Source organism: Litorisediminivivens sp. KMU-197 (assembly GCF_056858395.1).
On sequence record NZ_JBXEQG010000002.1, the window covers coordinates 249669 to 266717 of the forward strand.

19 protein-coding genes are annotated in these 17049 nt (G+C 62.9%); 8 read left to right on the forward strand and 11 right to left on the reverse strand.

Translation table 11 applies throughout. The features are described 5' to 3' along the window. Nucleotides 1–79: 79 nt before the first annotated feature. Nucleotides 80–766, reverse strand: coding sequence for a response regulator transcription factor (locus tag AC04PT_RS06095; protein WP_482872705.1), 687 nt, complete (start codon nucleotides 764–766; stop codon nucleotides 80–82). 154 nt (nucleotides 767–920) lie between these two features. On the opposite strand from AC04PT_RS06095, the gene ribA reads away from it, so the two are divergent. Further along, nucleotides 921–2015 carry a GTP cyclohydrolase II gene (gene ribA, locus AC04PT_RS06100; RefSeq protein ID WP_482872707.1) on the forward strand — a complete coding sequence of 365 codons (1095 nt, stop codon included), beginning with the start codon at nucleotides 921–923 and terminating at the stop codon, nucleotides 2013–2015. Further along, on the forward strand, nucleotides 2015–2494 hold the full coding sequence (locus AC04PT_RS06105) for a L,D-transpeptidase family protein (protein WP_482872708.1): 480 nt from the start codon (nucleotides 2015–2017) through the stop codon (nucleotides 2492–2494). The genes ribA and AC04PT_RS06105 overlap by 1 nt, the downstream gene beginning before the upstream one ends. A gap of 45 nt (nucleotides 2495–2539) precedes the next feature. Here AC04PT_RS06105 and AC04PT_RS06110 read toward each other — a convergent pair whose 3' ends face one another. The 7 genes from AC04PT_RS06110 to sfsA form a co-directional block, all read right to left on the reverse strand. After that, a complete protein-coding gene (locus tag AC04PT_RS06110) occupies nucleotides 2540–3028 on the reverse strand; it encodes a hypothetical protein (RefSeq protein WP_482872709.1) in 489 nt (162 codons plus the stop codon). Between the two features lie 3 nt (nucleotides 3029–3031). Continuing rightward, nucleotides 3032–3523, reverse strand: a complete 492-nt coding sequence (locus tag AC04PT_RS06115) for an RNA pyrophosphohydrolase (RefSeq protein WP_482872710.1) — start codon at nucleotides 3521–3523, stop codon at nucleotides 3032–3034. Nucleotides 3524–3627: 104 nt separating this feature from the next. Further along, a complete protein-coding gene (locus AC04PT_RS06120) occupies nucleotides 3628–4971 on the reverse strand; it encodes a S41 family peptidase (RefSeq protein ID WP_482872711.1) in 1344 nt (447 codons plus the stop codon). A 7-nt stretch (nucleotides 4972–4978) separates the two neighbouring features. Continuing rightward, the gene (locus AC04PT_RS06125; protein WP_482872712.1) at nucleotides 4979–6097 is read right to left on the reverse strand and encodes a murein hydrolase activator EnvC family protein; all 1119 of its coding nucleotides are present in this window, start codon (nucleotides 6095–6097) and stop codon (nucleotides 4979–4981) included. Further along, complete coding sequence (gene gpmI / locus AC04PT_RS06130) at nucleotides 6094–7617, reverse strand: 2,3-bisphosphoglycerate-independent phosphoglycerate mutase (RefSeq protein ID WP_482872713.1); 1524 nt, start codon at nucleotides 7615–7617, stop codon at nucleotides 6094–6096. The genes AC04PT_RS06125 and gpmI overlap by 4 nt, the downstream gene beginning before the upstream one ends. 94 nt (nucleotides 7618–7711) lie before the next feature. Further along, complete coding sequence (gene map, locus AC04PT_RS06135) at nucleotides 7712–8524, reverse strand: type I methionyl aminopeptidase (protein WP_482872714.1); 813 nt, start codon at nucleotides 8522–8524, stop codon at nucleotides 7712–7714. A gap of 98 nt (nucleotides 8525–8622) precedes the next feature. Beyond that, a complete protein-coding gene (gene sfsA / locus AC04PT_RS06140; protein WP_482872715.1) occupies nucleotides 8623–9327 on the reverse strand; it encodes a DNA/RNA nuclease SfsA in 705 nt (234 codons plus the stop codon). 45 nt (nucleotides 9328–9372) lie between these two features. Here sfsA and AC04PT_RS06145 point away from each other — a divergent pair, with 45 nt between their 5' ends. Both AC04PT_RS06145 and AC04PT_RS06150 read left to right on the forward strand, forming a co-directional pair. Beyond that, nucleotides 9373–10092, forward strand: coding sequence for a competence/damage-inducible protein A (locus AC04PT_RS06145; protein WP_482872716.1), 720 nt, complete (start codon nucleotides 9373–9375; stop codon nucleotides 10090–10092). Beyond that, nucleotides 10089–10817, forward strand: a complete 729-nt coding sequence (locus AC04PT_RS06150; RefSeq protein WP_482872717.1) for a GNAT family N-acetyltransferase — start codon at nucleotides 10089–10091, stop codon at nucleotides 10815–10817. The genes AC04PT_RS06145 and AC04PT_RS06150 overlap by 4 nt, the downstream gene beginning before the upstream one ends. A gap of 53 nt (nucleotides 10818–10870) precedes the next feature. Here AC04PT_RS06150 and AC04PT_RS06155 read toward each other — a convergent pair whose 3' ends face one another. Further along, entirely contained in the window at nucleotides 10871–11224 is a 354-nt protein-coding gene (locus AC04PT_RS06155) for a PRC-barrel domain-containing protein (RefSeq protein WP_482872718.1), read from the reverse strand. Between the two features lie 352 nt (nucleotides 11225–11576). On the opposite strand from AC04PT_RS06155, the gene AC04PT_RS06160 reads away from it, so the two are divergent. The 4 genes from AC04PT_RS06160 to AC04PT_RS06175 all read left to right on the forward strand — a co-directional run bounded on the left by AC04PT_RS06160 (nucleotide 11577) and on the right by AC04PT_RS06175 (nucleotide 13844). Continuing rightward, nucleotides 11577–12149, forward strand: a complete 573-nt coding sequence (locus tag AC04PT_RS06160; RefSeq protein WP_482872719.1) for a peroxidase-related enzyme — start codon at nucleotides 11577–11579, stop codon at nucleotides 12147–12149. A 5-nt stretch (nucleotides 12150–12154) separates the two neighbouring features. Then, nucleotides 12155–13066 (forward strand): OmpA family protein, encoded by a 912-nt coding sequence (locus AC04PT_RS06165; RefSeq protein ID WP_482872720.1) that lies wholly within the window; start codon nucleotides 12155–12157, stop codon nucleotides 13064–13066. A 97-nt stretch (nucleotides 13067–13163) separates the two neighbouring features. Further along, nucleotides 13164–13580, forward strand: a complete 417-nt coding sequence (locus tag AC04PT_RS06170; RefSeq protein ID WP_482872721.1) for a (deoxy)nucleoside triphosphate pyrophosphohydrolase — start codon at nucleotides 13164–13166, stop codon at nucleotides 13578–13580. A gap of 126 nt (nucleotides 13581–13706) precedes the next feature. Further along, a complete protein-coding gene (locus tag AC04PT_RS06175; protein ID WP_482872722.1) occupies nucleotides 13707–13844 on the forward strand; it encodes a hypothetical protein in 138 nt (45 codons plus the stop codon). 76 nt (nucleotides 13845–13920) lie between these two features. Here the strand turns inward: AC04PT_RS06175 and infB are convergent, their stop codons facing one another. Further along, a complete protein-coding gene (gene infB, locus AC04PT_RS06180) occupies nucleotides 13921–16398 on the reverse strand; it encodes a translation initiation factor IF-2 (RefSeq protein ID WP_482872723.1) in 2478 nt (825 codons plus the stop codon). 6 nt (nucleotides 16399–16404) lie between these two features. After that, nucleotides 16405–17034 carry an RNA-binding protein gene (locus AC04PT_RS06185; RefSeq protein WP_482872724.1) on the reverse strand — a complete coding sequence of 210 codons (630 nt, stop codon included), beginning with the start codon at nucleotides 17032–17034 and terminating at the stop codon, nucleotides 16405–16407. Nucleotides 17035–17049 lie beyond the last annotated feature (15 nt).

A 17049-nucleotide genomic window follows, 5' to 3' on the forward strand; every position in this document is an offset into this window, starting at 1 on the left:
CATGTGATAACCCGCACATGCGACGGGAACTGTTCTACCTTGAGCATAGCATCAGAACCGCTCTGACGCTATACGACCTTCAGGCATTCAGGCGATAACCACCAGATTCCGTGACCAGAAGCCGTGCGTTGGACGGCTCCGGCTCGATCTTCTGGCGCAACCTGTAGATGTGCGTCTCAAGCGTATGCGTCGTCACACCTGCATTGTAACCCCAGACTTCATGCAACAACACGTCGCGCGGAACGACGCCTTCTGGCGCACGATAGAGATACTTCAGGATGTTGGTTTCCTTCTCGGTCAGACGGATTTTCTTCTCGTCCTCGGTCACCAGCGTCTTCATCGCCGGCTTGAAGGTATAGGGGCCAAGAGCGAAAACCGCGTCCTCGCTTTGCTCATGCTGGCGTAGCTGCGCACGGACACGCGCCAGCAGGACGGGGAACTTGAAGGGCTTGGTTACATAGTCGTTCGCGCCGGCATCAAGGCCCAGAATTGTATCGGCATCACTGTCGTGGCCGGTCAGCATCAGCACCGGAGCTTTGACGCCCTGCTTGCGCATCAACCGGCAAAGCTCGCGTCCGTCGGTGTCGGGCAGACCAACGTCGAGGATGATCAGGTCGAAATGCGAAGCCTTCACTTTTTCCATCGCGGCGGCGCCGCTGTCGGCCTCGAAAACCTCGAAATCCTCGGTGATGATAAGTTGCTCTGCCAACGCTTCGCGCAAGTCGTCGTCATCGTCGACGAGAAGCAGGTTCTTCAATTGGGCCATTGCGCGTCCTCCGGTATTTGTCGTCAATGAGATCGTCACTGTCAGGGCAGGGCACAAGTTTTGCTGCAATGCTTTCACGGCCTCGTGTGTTCATAACGGCCCAATCAAGGAAATGTTTCAATTTCCTTGGATTAAGGTCTACATGACAGCCGTGATGACAGATGCTTTCGCGCCTTCGACAGAGGAACTGATCAACCGCGCCCGCGCCGATCTGCGCATGGGGGTGCCGGTCATTCTGCGCGGTCACGGCTCTTCGATGTTGGTTCTGGCGGCCGAAACCATGGGGCCGGACCGTCTGGCAGCGTTGCGCGCGTTGAGGGGACAACTCGTGATGACGATTACCGGTCGCCGCGCCGAGACGCTTAAGGCCCGTGCCTATGACGGCGATGTTGCCCGGTTGCCCCTGCCCGAGGATGCCGATTGCGCCTGGATACGCGCCATTGCCGATCCCAAAGATGATTTGCACATGCCGATGAAGGGCCCGCTTTTCGCCTTGCGTGATGGCGACGCCGCACTGAACCGACTGGCGGTGTCGCTGGTCAAGACAGCGCATCTGCTGCCCGCGGCGGTGATGCTCGATTGCGATCCCGCGGAATTGCCGGATGCTGCCCTGCTTACCGTCTTGGACGCCGAAACATCCGGCCCCCTGCTGCTGCGCGCGTCGCATCCGCATCCGGTCGTGGCTGCACGATTGCCGGTGAGGCTGGCAAACGGAGGCCGGTTGCACATCTTCCGGCCCGACGACGGCGGGGTCGAGCACTATGCTTTCGAGGTTGGTTCGCCCGACCGCTCCGAACCGGTGCTGGCGCGGTTGCATTCGGCCTGTTTCACGGGCGATGTGCTGGGGTCACTGAAATGCGACTGCGGACCGCAATTGCACGCCGCGCTGGCCCAGATGGGCGAAGAGGGTCGCGGGGTGCTGCTCTATCTCAATCAGGAGGGGCGCGGCATCGGGCTAGCAAACAAGATGCGTGCCTACAGTCTTCAGGATCAGGGTTTCGACACTGTCGAGGCCAACCACCGCCTTGGCTTCGAGGATGACGAGCGTGATTTCCGCATCGGGGCGGATATCCTGAAGCAGATGGGCTTTGGGACCGTGCGTTTGCTGACAAACAATCCCAAGAAAATTGCCATGATGGAAAACGCGGGCGTCGCTGTTGCCGAACGTGTCCCTTTGAAGGTGGGCCTGACCGATCAGAACGCCGCCTACCTGGCCACCAAGGCTGCAAAGTCGGGCCACCTGCTGTGATGGTCCTGACCCCGCTGGGTTTGCGCTTCGCGGGCCGGCTGTGGCCATGCACCATCGGGCGCGCGGGCCTCACGTCCGACAAACGCGAAGGCGACGTGGCCACTCCGCGCGGACTTCACTGCATAACCGGGCTGCTCTACCGCCCCGACCGTCTGCCGCGGCCTGCCCCCTGGGCGCGGCCAATCCGTCCCGGTGACCTGTGGTCCGACGATGCGTGCCGGGCAGACTATAACCTCCAGGTCAGGGCGCCCTATACCGGTTCGCACGAGGTCCTGCGTCGTGCCGATCCGTTGTATGACTTGATCCTGCTGACCGACTGGAACTGGCCGAAGGCCGAGGTCGGCAGGGGATCCGCCATCTTCCTGCACCGGTGGCGGCGGCCCGGCTATCCGACCGAAGGCTGCATTGCCTTTCGACCCGACCATCTGCGCCGCATCGCTGCGCTGGCCGCGCCGGGAACGCCGCTGCTTGTCAGGTGAAGCCATAACTGAAGAGCGGTCGAACGAATGGCAGAAGTCTTTCCTTTACCGCTTCGACTTTGGCTCGCAATCGCCCTTGGTACAGGCCAGAACCTGCGCGCGCATCTCTTCGGTGGGTTCGGCAAAGGCGTTCCCGCCGCAGGGAGTTATCACAAGCTCTGCCGGATCGCGGTCGATGTTGACGAAGGCGAGATGCTCTTGTCCGGGCACGGCAGTGGCGCACCAAGGCCCGAAACACTGTGCATTCAGCACGATGTCCTGACTGTAGGCCTGATCAAAACCGCTAGGTGACAACGCTGTGCCGACCAGCGTCGCGGGAATGCGCGTCTCTTCGGGCGTGTCCTGCTGGTTGTTCAGGTCGGTTTCGGGCAGGAGATCGGGGGCGAATGTCAGCCGCCCCACGACCACCACATACCGATCCTCGCTGGCATTAGCCTCTTTGAAGGTGGCCGCCACGTCATGCGGCAGGCAGCTCAGCGCCTGCGCGGCGGCAGACCAGAACACGAAGGGCAGGGCGGCAGTCAGGCGAAGCATGGGTTATCCCTCCAGATAGGGCGCGAAATCCTCGACCACGCGGGCATAGACGTCACGCTTGAACGGCACGATATTCGTCACCAGGTCTTCGGGCGGAAGCCAGCGCCATTCGGAAAATTCCTGAAAATCGTCAGCGTCGATACGAACCTGATCGTCGCTGCCATGAAACCGCAGCAGGAACCATCTTTGTTCCTGCCCACGGTAGCGGCCTTTCCAGATCTTCGGCACGAGGTCATGCGGAAGGTCATAGGGGATCCACTCGGTGGTCTCGGCCTCCACCGTCACCAGTTCGGGTGCGACGCCGGTCTCTTCCTGCAATTCCCTGAGGGCAGCGGCGCGCGGGTCCTCACCCTTGTCGATCCCGCCTTGCGGCATCTGCCATGCCGGCGCATCCGAGTCGCTGCGTTGGCCGACGAAGACATGTCCCTCGGCGTTGACCAACATGACGCCCACGTTGCGGCGATAGGGCAGCTTGGCGATGTCCTCAGAGCGCATCGGTCCCTCCGGACGCGGGCGGAGATCCGTCAATCGGTCTTCGCCATCTCTTTGAATAACGGTTGCGCCCCCGAGCCCATGCAGGATCCCGTGGGCGCCAAGGTTCACTTGTTCCGCGGACCCAATGCAACCAGACCCTTGAGGATGTCGATCGCATAGGCCAGTTGATAGTCCTCTTCGCGCAGCTTGGCAGCAGCTTCTGCCTCGGCCCGGTCTTCTTCGATCTGGCGCACCTCGTCCTCGGACAGACTGTCATTATCGAGCGAGCCGCGCAGGTCGGCTTCGGACCGGGATTGTGGCGTCGTGCCCTCTTCGGCCTCTTCCTCGGTGGCAGGATCACGACGGGGCTGCTCTACCACGATGTCGGGCGAAACGCCCAATGCCTGGATCGACCGGCCCGATGGCGTGTAATAGCGCGAGGTGGTCAGGCGCATCGCGCCGCCTTCGCGCAGCGGCATGACGGTCTGTACCGACCCCTTGCCGAACGACTTGGTACCCACAACGATGGCGCGGCGGTGATCCTGCAAAGCGCCGGCAACAATTTCCGACGCGGAAGCCGAACCACCGTTGATCAGCACCACGATCGGCTTGCCATCGGCCAGATCACCCGGAGTGGCGTTGTAGCGTTCGCCGTCTTCCGGCTGACGGCCCCGGGTCGAAACGATCTCACCTTCTTCGAGGAAGGCATCCGACACCCGGATCGCCTGGGTGAGCAGCCCACCGGGGTTGTTACGCAGATCAAGCACGATGCCGTTGATGTTGTCCAACCCGCCGGCGGCCTCAAGCTGTTCCTTCAGTCCGTCCTCGAGGTTCGGCATGGTCTGATCGTTGAAGGTGGTGACGCGCAGGACAACGGTCTCACCTTCGGTGCGGGTGCGCACGGCGGTCAGCTTGATCGTGTCGCGGATGATCGAGACGTCGAAGGGCTCGGGGGTTTCCTCGCGGACCACGGTAATGATGATTTCCGACCCGACCGGTCCGCGCATCAATTCGACAGCTTCGTCCAGCGTCAGACCAAGAACCGATTCGCCGTCGACGTGCGTGATGAAATCGCCTGACTCGATGCCAGCCGCCGCAGCCGGGGTGCCGTCGATCGGCGAGACCACCTTGACGAAACCCTCTTCCTGGGTGACTTCGATGCCCAGTCCGCCGAACTCGCCACGGGTCTGAACGCGCATGTCGGCAGCGTCCTCGGGCGAAAGATAGCTGGAATGCGGGTCGAGCGAGGTGAGCATGCCATTGATCGCGGCTTCGACAAGCTCGCGTTCATCGACGTCCTCGACGTATTGTGCACGGATGCGTTCGAAGATGTCGCCGAAGAGGTCGAGTTGTTCGTAGACGTTGACCGTCTTGCCGTCTTCCTGCGCCAACAGCGGGCCGGCGATCTGGGTCGTGGCGACGATGCCTGCCAGCGTGCCGCCGATGGCGGCCATGAAGAATCTTTTCATAGGTTGCTTATCCCTTGTCGGTGCGGAACCAGTCCTGCGGGTCCACCGGCTGATTATGCTCTCTCACCTCTATATAGAGCGTTTCCGGCCGCGTAGTTCCAGCCCCTTCACCCGATAGTGAGACATCGGTCTGCAGGTCCCCGCCCATCAGGCCCACCGGATCGCCGCCCGGCAGCACCTGGCCGATCCTGCCGAAGACCGCGTCCAGGCCGGCAAAGACGAAAAGCGTATCGGCCTGTGGTTCCAGGATGGTCACCAGACCATAGTTCAGAAGCGGCCCGGCATAGCGCACGGTGGCGGCGGTCGGCGTTGTCACCACGGCCTGTGGCCCGGTTGCCACCAGAATGCCGGGGCGGCGGACTCCGGCGGCATCGGCTTCACCCGGACCGCGCAGCAACTGCCCCTGCACCGGCAGCGGCAGCTTGCCCTTGCGGTGGCTAATATCCGGCAAACTGCCCTGTGCCTCGTCCTCGGCAATGGTGCTGAGCCCGCTGGCGAACCCTTCCAGAGTCTCGGTGGCAGCGATCAGAACGGCGGTCTGCACGGGGTTCTCGACAAAGCGTTGCGGCAGGTCCTTTCGGTCGGCCACGGCCTTCGACAGCGCGGTGCGCGCATCCTGCGCCCCGGTCAGGCCTTCGCGCAGCTTCTGAACCGATTGCTCCTGCAGCAGACGAAGGGTCTGCACCTCGTCCAGATCGGCGCGCAGCGCGTCGGCCTTGGCCTTCAACCCCGGCGTCACGTCGGTCAGCAGCATTCCCGCCCGCGCCGTACCAGTCGGTCCGGAGGGATGCAGCAGCGTCACCGGCGCCGGCGCCCGCGACATCGACTGCAAGATGCCGAGCAATTGAGAAATCTCGGTGTCCCGCGCCCGCAGGTCTTCGGTCAATTGCGCCTCACGCAGTGACGCCGCCCGCAAACCGTCACGTAGCGCGGCCAGCCCGGATTCATAACCCTTGACGATCTCGGTCAGGGCCTTGACCCGCTCCCGCCCGCCCTTGGCTTCGGTCAGGGCCTGCGAGGATTCCTCGAGAATGCGAACGGCATCCAGCGCAGCCGCACCCGGATCCTGCTGTGCAGATGCAGGCGCAGCCAGTAACGCCACCACGACAAACGCGCGAAGGATCATGCGATCAGGCTCTCCCCGGTCATCTCTTCCGGCGGGTCGATCTGCATCAGCGCCAGCAGCGTCGGCGCCAGATCGGCCAGCTTGCCGCCAGAGCGCAGCGACGCACCCTCGGGTCCCCCGACGAGGATCACCGGCACCGGGTTCAGCGTATGCGCGGTGTGCGGACCGCCGGTCTCGGGGTCGACCATCACCTCGCAATTGCCGTGGTCGGCTGTGACGATCATCGCGCCGCCAGCCTCGTCCAGCGCCTCCAGCGCCCGGCCCAATCCGGTATCGACCGCATGGCAGGCCGCCTTGGCCGCCTCCAGATCGCCGGTGTGGCCCACCATGTCGGGATTGGCATAGTTCACCACGATCAGATCATATCCCGCCCCGATCGCCTTGACGAACTGGTCCGAGACCTCCTCGGCGCTCATCTCGGGCTGCATGTCGTAGGTCGCCACCTTGGGTGAAGGTGCCATGTAACGGTCCTCGCCCTCCTCGGGGACTTCCTTGCCGCCGTTGAGGAAGAAGGTCACATGCGGATATTTCTCGGTTTCGGCGAGCCGGAACTGCTTTAGCCCTTTCGCCGCCACCCAAGCGCCGATGGTGTTCTTTACCACCTTCTTGGGAAAGGCCGCGGCCATGAAGCTGTCGTGCGTCTTCGAGTAATCCACCATGCCCAGGATCGACGACCACTGCGGGCGTTTGCGATCCTCGAAGCCGTCGAAGTCGTCCTCGCCGACGGCCAGCAGAATCTCACGCGCGCGGTCGGCTCGGAAATTGAGGCAAAAGAAACCGTCGCCGTTCTTTGCGCCGTCGTAGTCACCTATCACCGTCGCCGGGATGAATTCGTCGGTCTCGTCGCGGGCATAGGCCTCCTGCACCGCTTCGACTGCATTCTTCGCGTTGTGCTCTGCCGTGCCGCCCACTATGGCGCGATAGGCTTTCTCGACGCGGTCCCAGCGGTTGTCGCGGTCCATCGCGAAGTAACGACCGGTTACCGTGCCCACCTTTGCGCCCTCAGGCAGCTTGCCCATCAGAGTCTTCAGAAACCCCTCGCCGGATTTCGGTGCCACGTCGCGCCCGTCGGTTACGGCATGCACGACCACCGGAACCCCGGCCGAGACCACCATTTCGACTGCCGCAAGTACGTGGTCGATATGGCCATGCACCCCGCCGTCCGAGATCACGCCCATCAGGTGCGCCATGCCATCATGACCCTTGACCGACTCGATGAATGCGTGGATCGCCGAGTTGGAGAAGAACGACTTGTCCTCGATCGCGAGGTCGATCTGGCCTAAGTCCATCGCCACTACCCGACCGGCGCCGATGTTGGTATGCCCGACCTCGGAATTGCCCATCTGCCCGGTGGGCAGCCCGACCTCGTTGCCGTGTGTCTTCAGCGTTGCATTGGGGCATTCCGCCATTAGCCGGTCGAAATTCGGCGTTTCGGCCAGAGCCACCGCATTGGCCTCGGTGCTGTCGCTCAGGCCCCAGCCGTCAAGGATGCAGAGTACAATGGGTTTCGGCGCAGACATGGGTTCTATCCTTGTTCTGACGGATCATTCAGCCCGCAACCGGGGCTGCTTTTCTTTCGAAATACGCGAAATCCACGAAAGCCTCGCGCGGGGCTTACTCCTCGTAGGTCGGGTGGAACTTGCCAGCGGGCGACAGCGTGAAGATTTCGGCCCCGTCCGATGTCACGCCCACCGAATGCTCGAACTGCGCCGATAGCGATTTGTCGCGGGTCACGGCTGTCCAATCATCTGACAGCACCTTGGTCTCCGGACGGCCGAGGTTGACCATCGGTTCGATGGTGAAGAACATACCCTCTTCCAGCACCGGCCCGGTGCCGGCGCGACCATAGTGCAGCACGTTGGGGGGCGCGTGGAACACAGTGCCCAGCCCGTGGCCGCAGAAGTCGCGCACCACCGACATACGCTGGCCTTCGACGAAAGACTGGATCGCAAAACCGATGTCGCCGAAGGTGTTGCCGGGCCGCACGGCCTCGATCCCGCGCATCAGTGCGTCATGGGTCACCTGGATCAGTCGCTCGGCCTTGCGGCTCAGCTTGCCGGCCACGAACATCCGAGAGGTATCGCCGAACCAGCCGTCGACAATCACCGTGACGTCAATGTTCAGAATATCGCCGTCCTTCAGCTTCTTGTCGCCCGGTATGCCATGACAGACGACGTGATTGACGCTGATACAGGAGGCATGCTGATAGCCTTTGTAGCCGATCGTGGCGGACTCTGAACCCAGCTCTTTCACCCGGCGTTCGATGAACTCATCCAGCGCGCCGGTTGTCTGGCCGACCTCGACCATTCCAGCCACCTCGTCGAGGATCTGCGCGGCGATTGCGCCGGCCTTGTGCATGCCTGCGAAATCGGCCGGGTCGTGTATCCTGATGCCGTCCCGCGTCATCCGGCCCTTGTGACGGTTCATGCAGTCGCTCCGTTCGTCGTGTTTCGCCCTATACTTATGCGCTTGCAGCAAAAAGGGCCAGCCCGTTGGCGCTGCCGCACACTGGGGTCCGGCATCCGTCACGGAAGGAAGGTGATCGGATCGGAAGGCACAATCTCGATCGGGCTCATGCGGCACCCCAGCGCCATGACCTCGACACCCGCGGCGCGCGCCGCGGCGAAGCAATCGACATACGCCGGGTCGATGTCCGCAGCCAGCCGCATCGCCTGACAATCTGTGCGCTGCACCAGATACAGCATCACCGCGCGCTGTCCGGCCTGCGCCATGAGGGCCAGTTCGCGCAGGTGTTTCGCCCCGCGTGCCGTCACGCTGTCGGGAAACTCGGCCAGACCCGGCGCGCGGCTCAGCGTCACCGACTTCACCTCGACGTAGCAGTCACGCCGCCCAGCGCCCTGCAGAAGAAAGTCGATCCGGCTGCCGGTGCCGTACTTCACCTCCGGCCGCACGGTGTCGTAGCCCTCCAGCCCCGGAACCGTGCCCGCCTCCAGCGCCGCGCGCAAAGCGCGATTGGGCACCGAGGTATCGACACCGACAAGCACACCCTCGGCAGGCGACACCAGCCGCAGCCCGAAATCCAGTTTCTTCTTCGGATCTTCGTTAGGCTCCAGCCAGACGGAAAACCCTGGCTCTGCCAGCCCCATCATCGATCCCGGATTTGCGCAATGAGCCACAACTTCGCGCCCGTCATCCAGCCGGCAATCGGCCAGGAAGCGTTTGTAGCGGCGCAGCAGGGTGGCTCGCACAAGAGGGGTTTGAAAGCGCATGATCCCCGCCTATACCTCTGAAAACCTGTGTTCAAGGAGGCCCGGATGGCCAATCCCACCGCTGCCATGCTGGTGATCGGCGACGAGATCCTGTCGGGTCGCACCCGCGACGCCAACATGCACTATCTCGCCGGGGAATTGACCAAGCAGGGCATTGACCTCAAGGAGGTGCGCGTGGTCTCGGACGAGGCTCCGGCCATCGTCGCGGCGGCAAGGGCGTTGTCGGAAGGATTTGACCATGTCTTCACCTCTGGCGGCATTGGCCCCACGCACGACGACATCACCGCCGATTGCATCGCCGAGGTCTTCGGCGCCCACATCGACGTGCGTGACGACGCCCGCACCCTGCTGGCAGAGCACTACGCTAATACCGGGCGCGCGCTGAACGAAGCTCGGCTGCGGATGGCCCGCATCCCCGACGGCGCCACGCTGATCGATAATCCGGTATCTATCGCGCCCGGCTTCACCATCGGCAACCTGCATGTCATGGCCGGTGTGCCGAGCGTGTTTCAGGCTATGGTCGCCTCGGTCCTGCCGACGCTGCGCGGCGGCGCGCCCTTGCTCAGCCAGACCCTCAAGGTTCAGCGCGGCGAGGGCGATATCGCCGGTCCACTGGCCGAACTTGCAGGTGAATTCGATGATCTGTCCTTCGGTTCCTATCCCTATCAGCAGGATGGTGTGCACGGTGCAAACGTGGTGGTTCGCGGGCAGGACGGCACCCGTGTCGATGCCGCGATGACACGGTTGCGGAAGCTGTTTCCATGAGCGACATCGCAGCGCACCTGATGGGGGTCTGCGAGGCGACCTGGCCACCGGCGCGCCGCTTCGATCTGGGGCCGTTTACGCTTCGCGACGGGGCTGGTGGGGGCAAGCGCGTCTCTGCCGCAACTCTGAACGGTGGGAAAGTGCCGTCCAAGAGCGAGTTGCAACAGGCCGAAGGGGCGATGCGCAATCTGAACCAGGTCCCACTTTTCCTGATCCGCGATGGCGAGATGGCTTTCGACGCCCAGCTTGCCGCAGCGGGGTACGAGATCATCGACCCGGTGAACCTCTATGTGATTGAGGCAGCCGCTCTCACAGACCGTCCGCTTCCACGTGTGACGACCTTTTGTATCTGGGAACCTCTGGCCATCATGCGCGACCTCTGGGCCAGCGCTGGCATAGGAGCCCAAAGGATCGCGGTGATGCAACGGGCGGAATGCACAAAGACCACGATCCTCGGTCGTATCGAGGACGAGCCGGCCGGATCTGCCTATGTCGGGCTGCATCAGGACACTGCAATGCTGCACGCTCTTGAGGTGGTTCCGGAGAAGCGCAGGAAAGGGCTGGCGGAATGGATGATGCGCGCGGCGGCCTTTTGGACAATCGAACAAGGCGGCACGATGCTGTCTGTTCTCTGCGTTGCGGATAACTCCTCCGCGAACGGGTTGTATCGGTCGATGGGCTTCCGCCCGGCCGGGACTTATCACTACCGGATCAAGCGCGGCTGACTGCGTCGGAGAACGGCCCCGCTTGCGAGGCCGAACTCCTCGTCTCCGGGGTCTCAGACCCAATACAGCGGCGCGCGATAATGCTCGTGAAGCCGGGTTTCCCAGGCACGGTCGCGGTGCCAATCGGCGCTGCGTTCCGGTGCCCCTTGCACCTCGGTCTCGGTCAAATCGGTTACGAAGCCGTCCTTGCGGGTGTCATAGGTCAACTTACCCCATGGCACCGGGTGATGATCTTCCCCGAGCCCGAGAAAGCCACCGAACCCTATGACCGCATAGGCCACCTTGCCCGACTGCTTGTCGATCATCAGATGGTCTATCGAGCCGATGTGCGTCCCGTCGGACCCGTGCACGTTGGTGCCGTTGACGTCCGCCGACGATACCAGGCTGCTGTTGCCTGCGGTGCTCATGGTAAATCCTCCATTTCATGGACCCTGAGATCAGCCGGCGATCGGCAATGTTCCTGACGACCGCGCGTGGCTGAACGTGTCCAAATCACAGTTTCGCGAGTTTTCCTCTTGGCAGGCAGGGCGGTGGCGCTAGCTGGAAGATCAGATTTAAAGCAACCAGGAGCCTGACATGCGCAGCATCATCTATCTCGTCGGACTAGTCGTCGTCGTGATTGCCATCTTGTCCCTACTGGGACTGACCTGACACCGGACCGGCCCTAGACGGGCGCCGAACTTCCAAGACAGCTTGACGCCGGCGGTTGAACACGCCGGCGTTTTGCAGTTTGCTCACCCGGCACAGCCGGAGATACAAATGCGCACACCCGATCAGCCCACCGCGCTCGATCTGCCGATGGTCGATCCTTTGCCGGACGATACGCAGAAATACTTTGATGTATGTCAGGACAAGCTCGGCATGGTGCCGAATGTGCTGCGCAGCTACGCCTTCGATATCGACAAGCTGAACGCCTTCACCGCGATGTACAACGACCTGATGCTGGCCGATAGCGGGCTCAGCAAGCTTGAGCGGGAGATGATCGCGGTTGTCGTATCATCGGTGAACAAGTGCTTCTATTGCCTCGTCGCGCATGGTGCCGCCGTTCGGCAGCTTTCGGGCGACCCGAGCCTTGGCGAGAAGATGGTGATGAATTGGCGGGTCGCCGATCTGGATCATAGGCAAAGCGCTATGCTGCTTTTTGCCGAGAAGGTGACGAAGTCCAGCGCCGAGATCGTCGAGGCCGACCGGCAGGCCCTGCGCGATGCCGGGTTCAGCGACCGCGACATCTTTGACATCGCCTCGGTGGCCGGTTTCTTCAATATGACCAATCGGGTGGCCAGCGCGACCGCCATGAAACCCAACCCCGAATACCACGCTCAGGCGCGCTGACGCGGATGCGGGTGCTGGCGTTGATGCTGTCCATGCTGGCCACTGCGGGGGCGGCGCAGGATCTTACAATGCCGTCCGGTGCCCGCATGACGGCAGAGGATAAGACGCCGCTTGGCAGCTATGCCTTGCCCACCGGACCCTTCGCAGACGGAAGCATCCCGGTCGACGTCGTTGAAGGCGCGATCCTGAGACAGTCGTGGCGGCTGCCCGGTACACAACGGACGTTGCTGCAGATTCTCGCTCCGCTGCGCGAGCAAATCCAGTCGGCAGGGTTCGAGATCGTCGTCGACTGCAAGACCAGCGGTTGCGGCGGGTTCGATTTTCGCTTCGCGACCGAGGTTATGCCGGGGCCGGGCATGTATGTCGATCTGACCAATTTCCGCTTCCTGTCCGCCAGAAAGGATGGTGCCGCAGTCTCGGTCTTGGTGTCGCGGTCGTCCTCGGCAGGGTTCATCCAGTTGATCCGTGCCGGAACGGTTGCACAGGCAGACGTGCGCAGCGATCCGGAGGCTGCGTACGCGATTCCTGTGACAATTTCGGGGCCTCTGGCAGAGACGCTAGAGAGCCGGGGCAGGGTGGTACTGAGCGATCTGTCCTTCGAAACCGGTTCTTCCGACCTGGGAGACGGCAGCTTTGGCAGCCTCGACGCGCTTGCGGCCTATCTTGCCAGTAATCCAGGGCGCCGGGTGGCAATCGTCGGCCATACCGATTCCGTCGGCGCGTTGGACAGCAATATCGCGCTGTCGAGACGGCGGGCGGGATCGGTGCTGGAGCGATTGGTGGGTGAATATGGCGTGAAACGGGCGCAGCTTGAAGCCGGCGGGATGGGCTATCTGGCGCCGCTGGAAAGCAATCTGACCGCCGAGGGGCGCACCGCGAACCGTCGGGTCGAGGCCGTTCTGGTGTCGACGGAATAACACCTGCTGCAAAGGCCTAACCGTCTGAGTTCACGTGGCTTTGCGGATCGACAGTCGCCAAGCCCGCGTGTAGGGTTGCGCCGATCCGCTGTTGCTGATGAAGGAAAATGTATTGACCAAGGTCGTCCTTGTCTCCGCCGTCGCCCTGATTGACCGCGACGGTCGTGTCCTTCTGGCACAAAGACCCGAGGGCAAGTCGATGGCCGGGATGTGGGAGTTTCCCGGCGGCAAGGTAGAACCGGGCGAGACCCCGGAAGCGGCCCTGATCCGCGAATTGCACGAGGAGCTGGGCATCGATACCTGGGCCTCTTGCCTTGCACCTTTGACCTTCGCGAGCCACCAGTACGATACCTTCCACCTTCTGATGCCGCTTTTTGCCTGTCGCAAATGGGAAGGCATTCCGCATCCGAAAGAAGGGCAGGAACTGGCCTGGGTGAAACCGCAGAAGCTGCGCGATTATCCGATGCCGCCCGCGGACATTCCACTGATCCCGATCCTGCGCGACTGGCTCTGATCCGTCTCCGTTAACGAAAGCTTCAGCAACCTGTGGCAAATTGTTATGGACGCGAACCTTAGGTCACCTCGTCAACCGTTGGCCTGACAGGCGTCTCTTAGTGGTGCGGCAGCTCGGGTGGCGAAGATGCTGAGAACAATACTTCTGGGAAAATACATCGCGGTGCAGGGTGTCTTTGTACGTGCCTACGCCGATGGCCGGATCGCCGTGCGGGACGGCAGCCGAGTGTTCAAGGGCTTCCCGGTCCGTCTATCTACAGGCTGACCCGTTAATATACCGGCAGGAAATGCAAAAGGGGGCAGATTGCTCTGCCCCCTTTGAAGATTGGTTCCAGTGACGATTAGTCCAGGGTGCGTTCGACTTCCTGGCGTTCGAAAATCTCGATCACGTCGCCGGGGCGGATATCGTCGTAGTTCTCGAAGGCCATACCGCATTCCTGGCCGGACTGCACCTCGGCAACCTCGTCCTTGAAGCGTTTGAGCGTCTTGAGCGTACCTTCGTGGATCACCACATCGTCGCGCAGCAGGCGCACACCGGCGGAGCGGCGCGCCACGCCTTCGGTGACGAGACAACCCGCGACCTTGCCGACGTTGGAGACCTTGAAGACCTCTTTGATCTGCGCATAGCCGATGAAGTTCTCGCGCACTTCTGCCGATAGCAGGCCCGAAGCCGCCGCCTTAACGTCGTCCACGAGGTCGTAGATCACGCTGTAATAGCGGATTTCCACGCCCTTCTGGTTGGCCGAATTCCGTGCCGAGGCATTGGCCCGGACGTTGAAGCCCAGGATCGGCGCGTTGGACGCCTCAGCCAGGCCGACGTCGGTCTCGGTGATCGCGCCCACGCCATAGTGCAAAACGCGCACACGAACCTCTTCGTTGCCGATCTTCTCCATCGCCTGAACGATGGCCTCGGCCGAACCCTGCACGTCCGCCTTAACGAGAATCGGCAGCTCGGCCACGTTCTCGTCTTCCTTGGCCTTGGCCAGAAGCTGGTCGAGCGTGGTGGCGGCACCGGCGGCAGCGCGCTTGTCCTTGGCGGCTTGCTCACGATACTCGGCAATCTCGCGGGCCTGTGCCTCGGTTTCGACGACATTCAGAACGTCGCCGGCCTCAGGCGTACCGTTGAGACCCAGAACCTCGACCGGCACAGACGGCCCGGCCTCTTCGACACGGTCACCGGTGTCCGAGATCAGCGCGCGGACCTTGCCCCACTGCTCGCCGACGACGAAGATGTCGCCTTGGCGCAGGGTGCCGTTCTGCACCAGAACGGTGGCCACGGGGCCGCGGCCCACGTCAAGCTGGGCCTCGATCACGGCACCATGAGCGGCGCGGTCGGGGTTGGCCTTCAGTTCCAGAATCTCGGCCTGAAGCGCGATGGCTTCCAGCAATTCGTCGAGACCCTTGCCGGTGATGGCCGAGACCTCGATGTCTTGCACGTCGCCAGAAAGCTTCTCGACGATGACCTCGTGTTGCAGCAGATCGGTGCGCACCTTGTCGGGGTTGGCCGAGGGCTTGTCGCACTTGTTGATCGCCACGATCATCGGCACCTGCGCCGCCTTGGCGTGGTTGATCGCCTCGATGGTCTGCGGCATCACCGCGTCATCGGCGGCCACGACCAGCACGACGATATCCGTCACCTGGGCACCGCGCGATCGCATCGAGGTGAAGGCTGCGTGGCCCGGCGTGTCGAGGAAAGACAGCACGGCGCCGCCTTCGGTTTCCACCTGGTAGGCCCCGATGTGCTGAGTGATCCCGCCGGCTTCGCCCGACACCACCTTGGTGTTGCGGATCGCGTCCAGCAGCGAGGTCTTGCCGTGGTCGACGTGGCCCATGATGGTGATGACCGGCGGACGATCCTGCAGGTCTTCGGGCTTGTCCTCGACCTCCTTGATGACATCCTCGACATCGGCGTCGGACACGCGGGTGAACTTGTGGCCGAATTCCTCGATGATCAACTCGGCGGTATCTGCGTCGATGGTCTGGTTCTGCGTAACCATCATGCCCATCTGCATCAGCGCCTTGACCACGTCTGCGACACGTTCGGCCATGCGGTTGGCAAGCTCGGAGACGACGATTGCCTCGGGCAGCTTGACGTCACGCACCACCTTTTCACGCTCGACCGGCCCGCCCATCGCCTTCTGGCGGGCGCGCTCTTGCTTGCGCTTCATCGCGGCCATCGAGCGTTGCCGACCGCCTTCGCCGCCGGTCAGTGCCTGGTTCACGGTCAGCTTGCCGGAGCGACGGCCACCGTCACGGGCCCCCTTGCCACGGTTCTGGCGGTCCTGTTCGCGCTCGGGCGCCTTTTTGACCGGTGCGGTCTTGGCGGCACGGGCCTGGTCCGGGTCGGGCGCGGGCTGCGCGGCCTTGACGGCGGCAGCCTTGGCTGCATCCTCCGCGGCCTTGCGCTGGCGGTCCTCTTCCTCGGCCTTCGCCTTGGCCTTTTCCTCGGCCTCGCGCTGTTCGCGCTCCTTGGCCTCGGCCTCGGCGCGACGGCGGTCACGCTCTTCGGCGCGCTGCTTTTCCTCGGCCTCGCGGGCCGCAGCCTCCTCGACTTCACGCGCCTTGGCGGCCTGCACGGCCTTCAGGCGGCGGTCCATTTCGGCGTCGGTGATCCCGGCCGGACGCTTGGCAGCGCCACTGCCGGCCCCGGGGGTGCCGGTCGCGGGCTTGTTGCCGGCACCAGGCTTGGGCACGACAACGCGTTTACGCTTGGTTTCGACTACGACGTTCTTGGTCCGGCCATGGCTGAAGCTCTGCTTCACATTGCCTGAACGAGGTCCACGCAGACCAAGGGTCTTCTTGCCGTCATTATCGCTCATGAAGCTCTATTTTCCTTTCCGGCGACCGCTGCCGCCGTCGTCTTGCACGCGCAGATATTTCAATCTTGCGGCATCCTCTACTACACGATCCGTGAGTCCACCAGACGCGAGCGCGCCATGTATCACAGTTTGTCGGCCAAAAGCCAATCCTAACTCATTCGAACTCAGCCAGCCGATGAAGCTGCCCCACTGGGGCGTGCTCAGCTTCGACTTGCCGCGTTCCGATCCGTCGCTGGCCTGGATGAGGACGTCTGCCTCTTCCTTCATCAGCCAGTCCTTGACCCTTTCGTATCCGGCGACCGCTTGGCCACCCTTGCGCGCCAACGAGATCAGGTCGACCACGCGGCGTGCCAGCTGTCTTTCGACTTCGTCCACCAGACCGTCCGGAATGGTGACCGGTTGCTTGGCCGAGCGGGCGAAAAGCTTCTTCGTCACCGCCTTGTCCAATGCTTCGCGCGTGGACGAAACCCAGATGCCGCGCCCCGGCAGCTTGCCGAGGATATCGGGCACCACTTGGTTCTCGGGTCCCACGACGAAGCGGATCATCCGGGCCTTCGGCTGTACTTCGCCAGTTGCGATGCACTTTCGCTCGGGCCCGTCCTCGCCGCGATCCTTGTCCTTGCCGCCGCGCGTCATGCTGGCTTCCCCGGC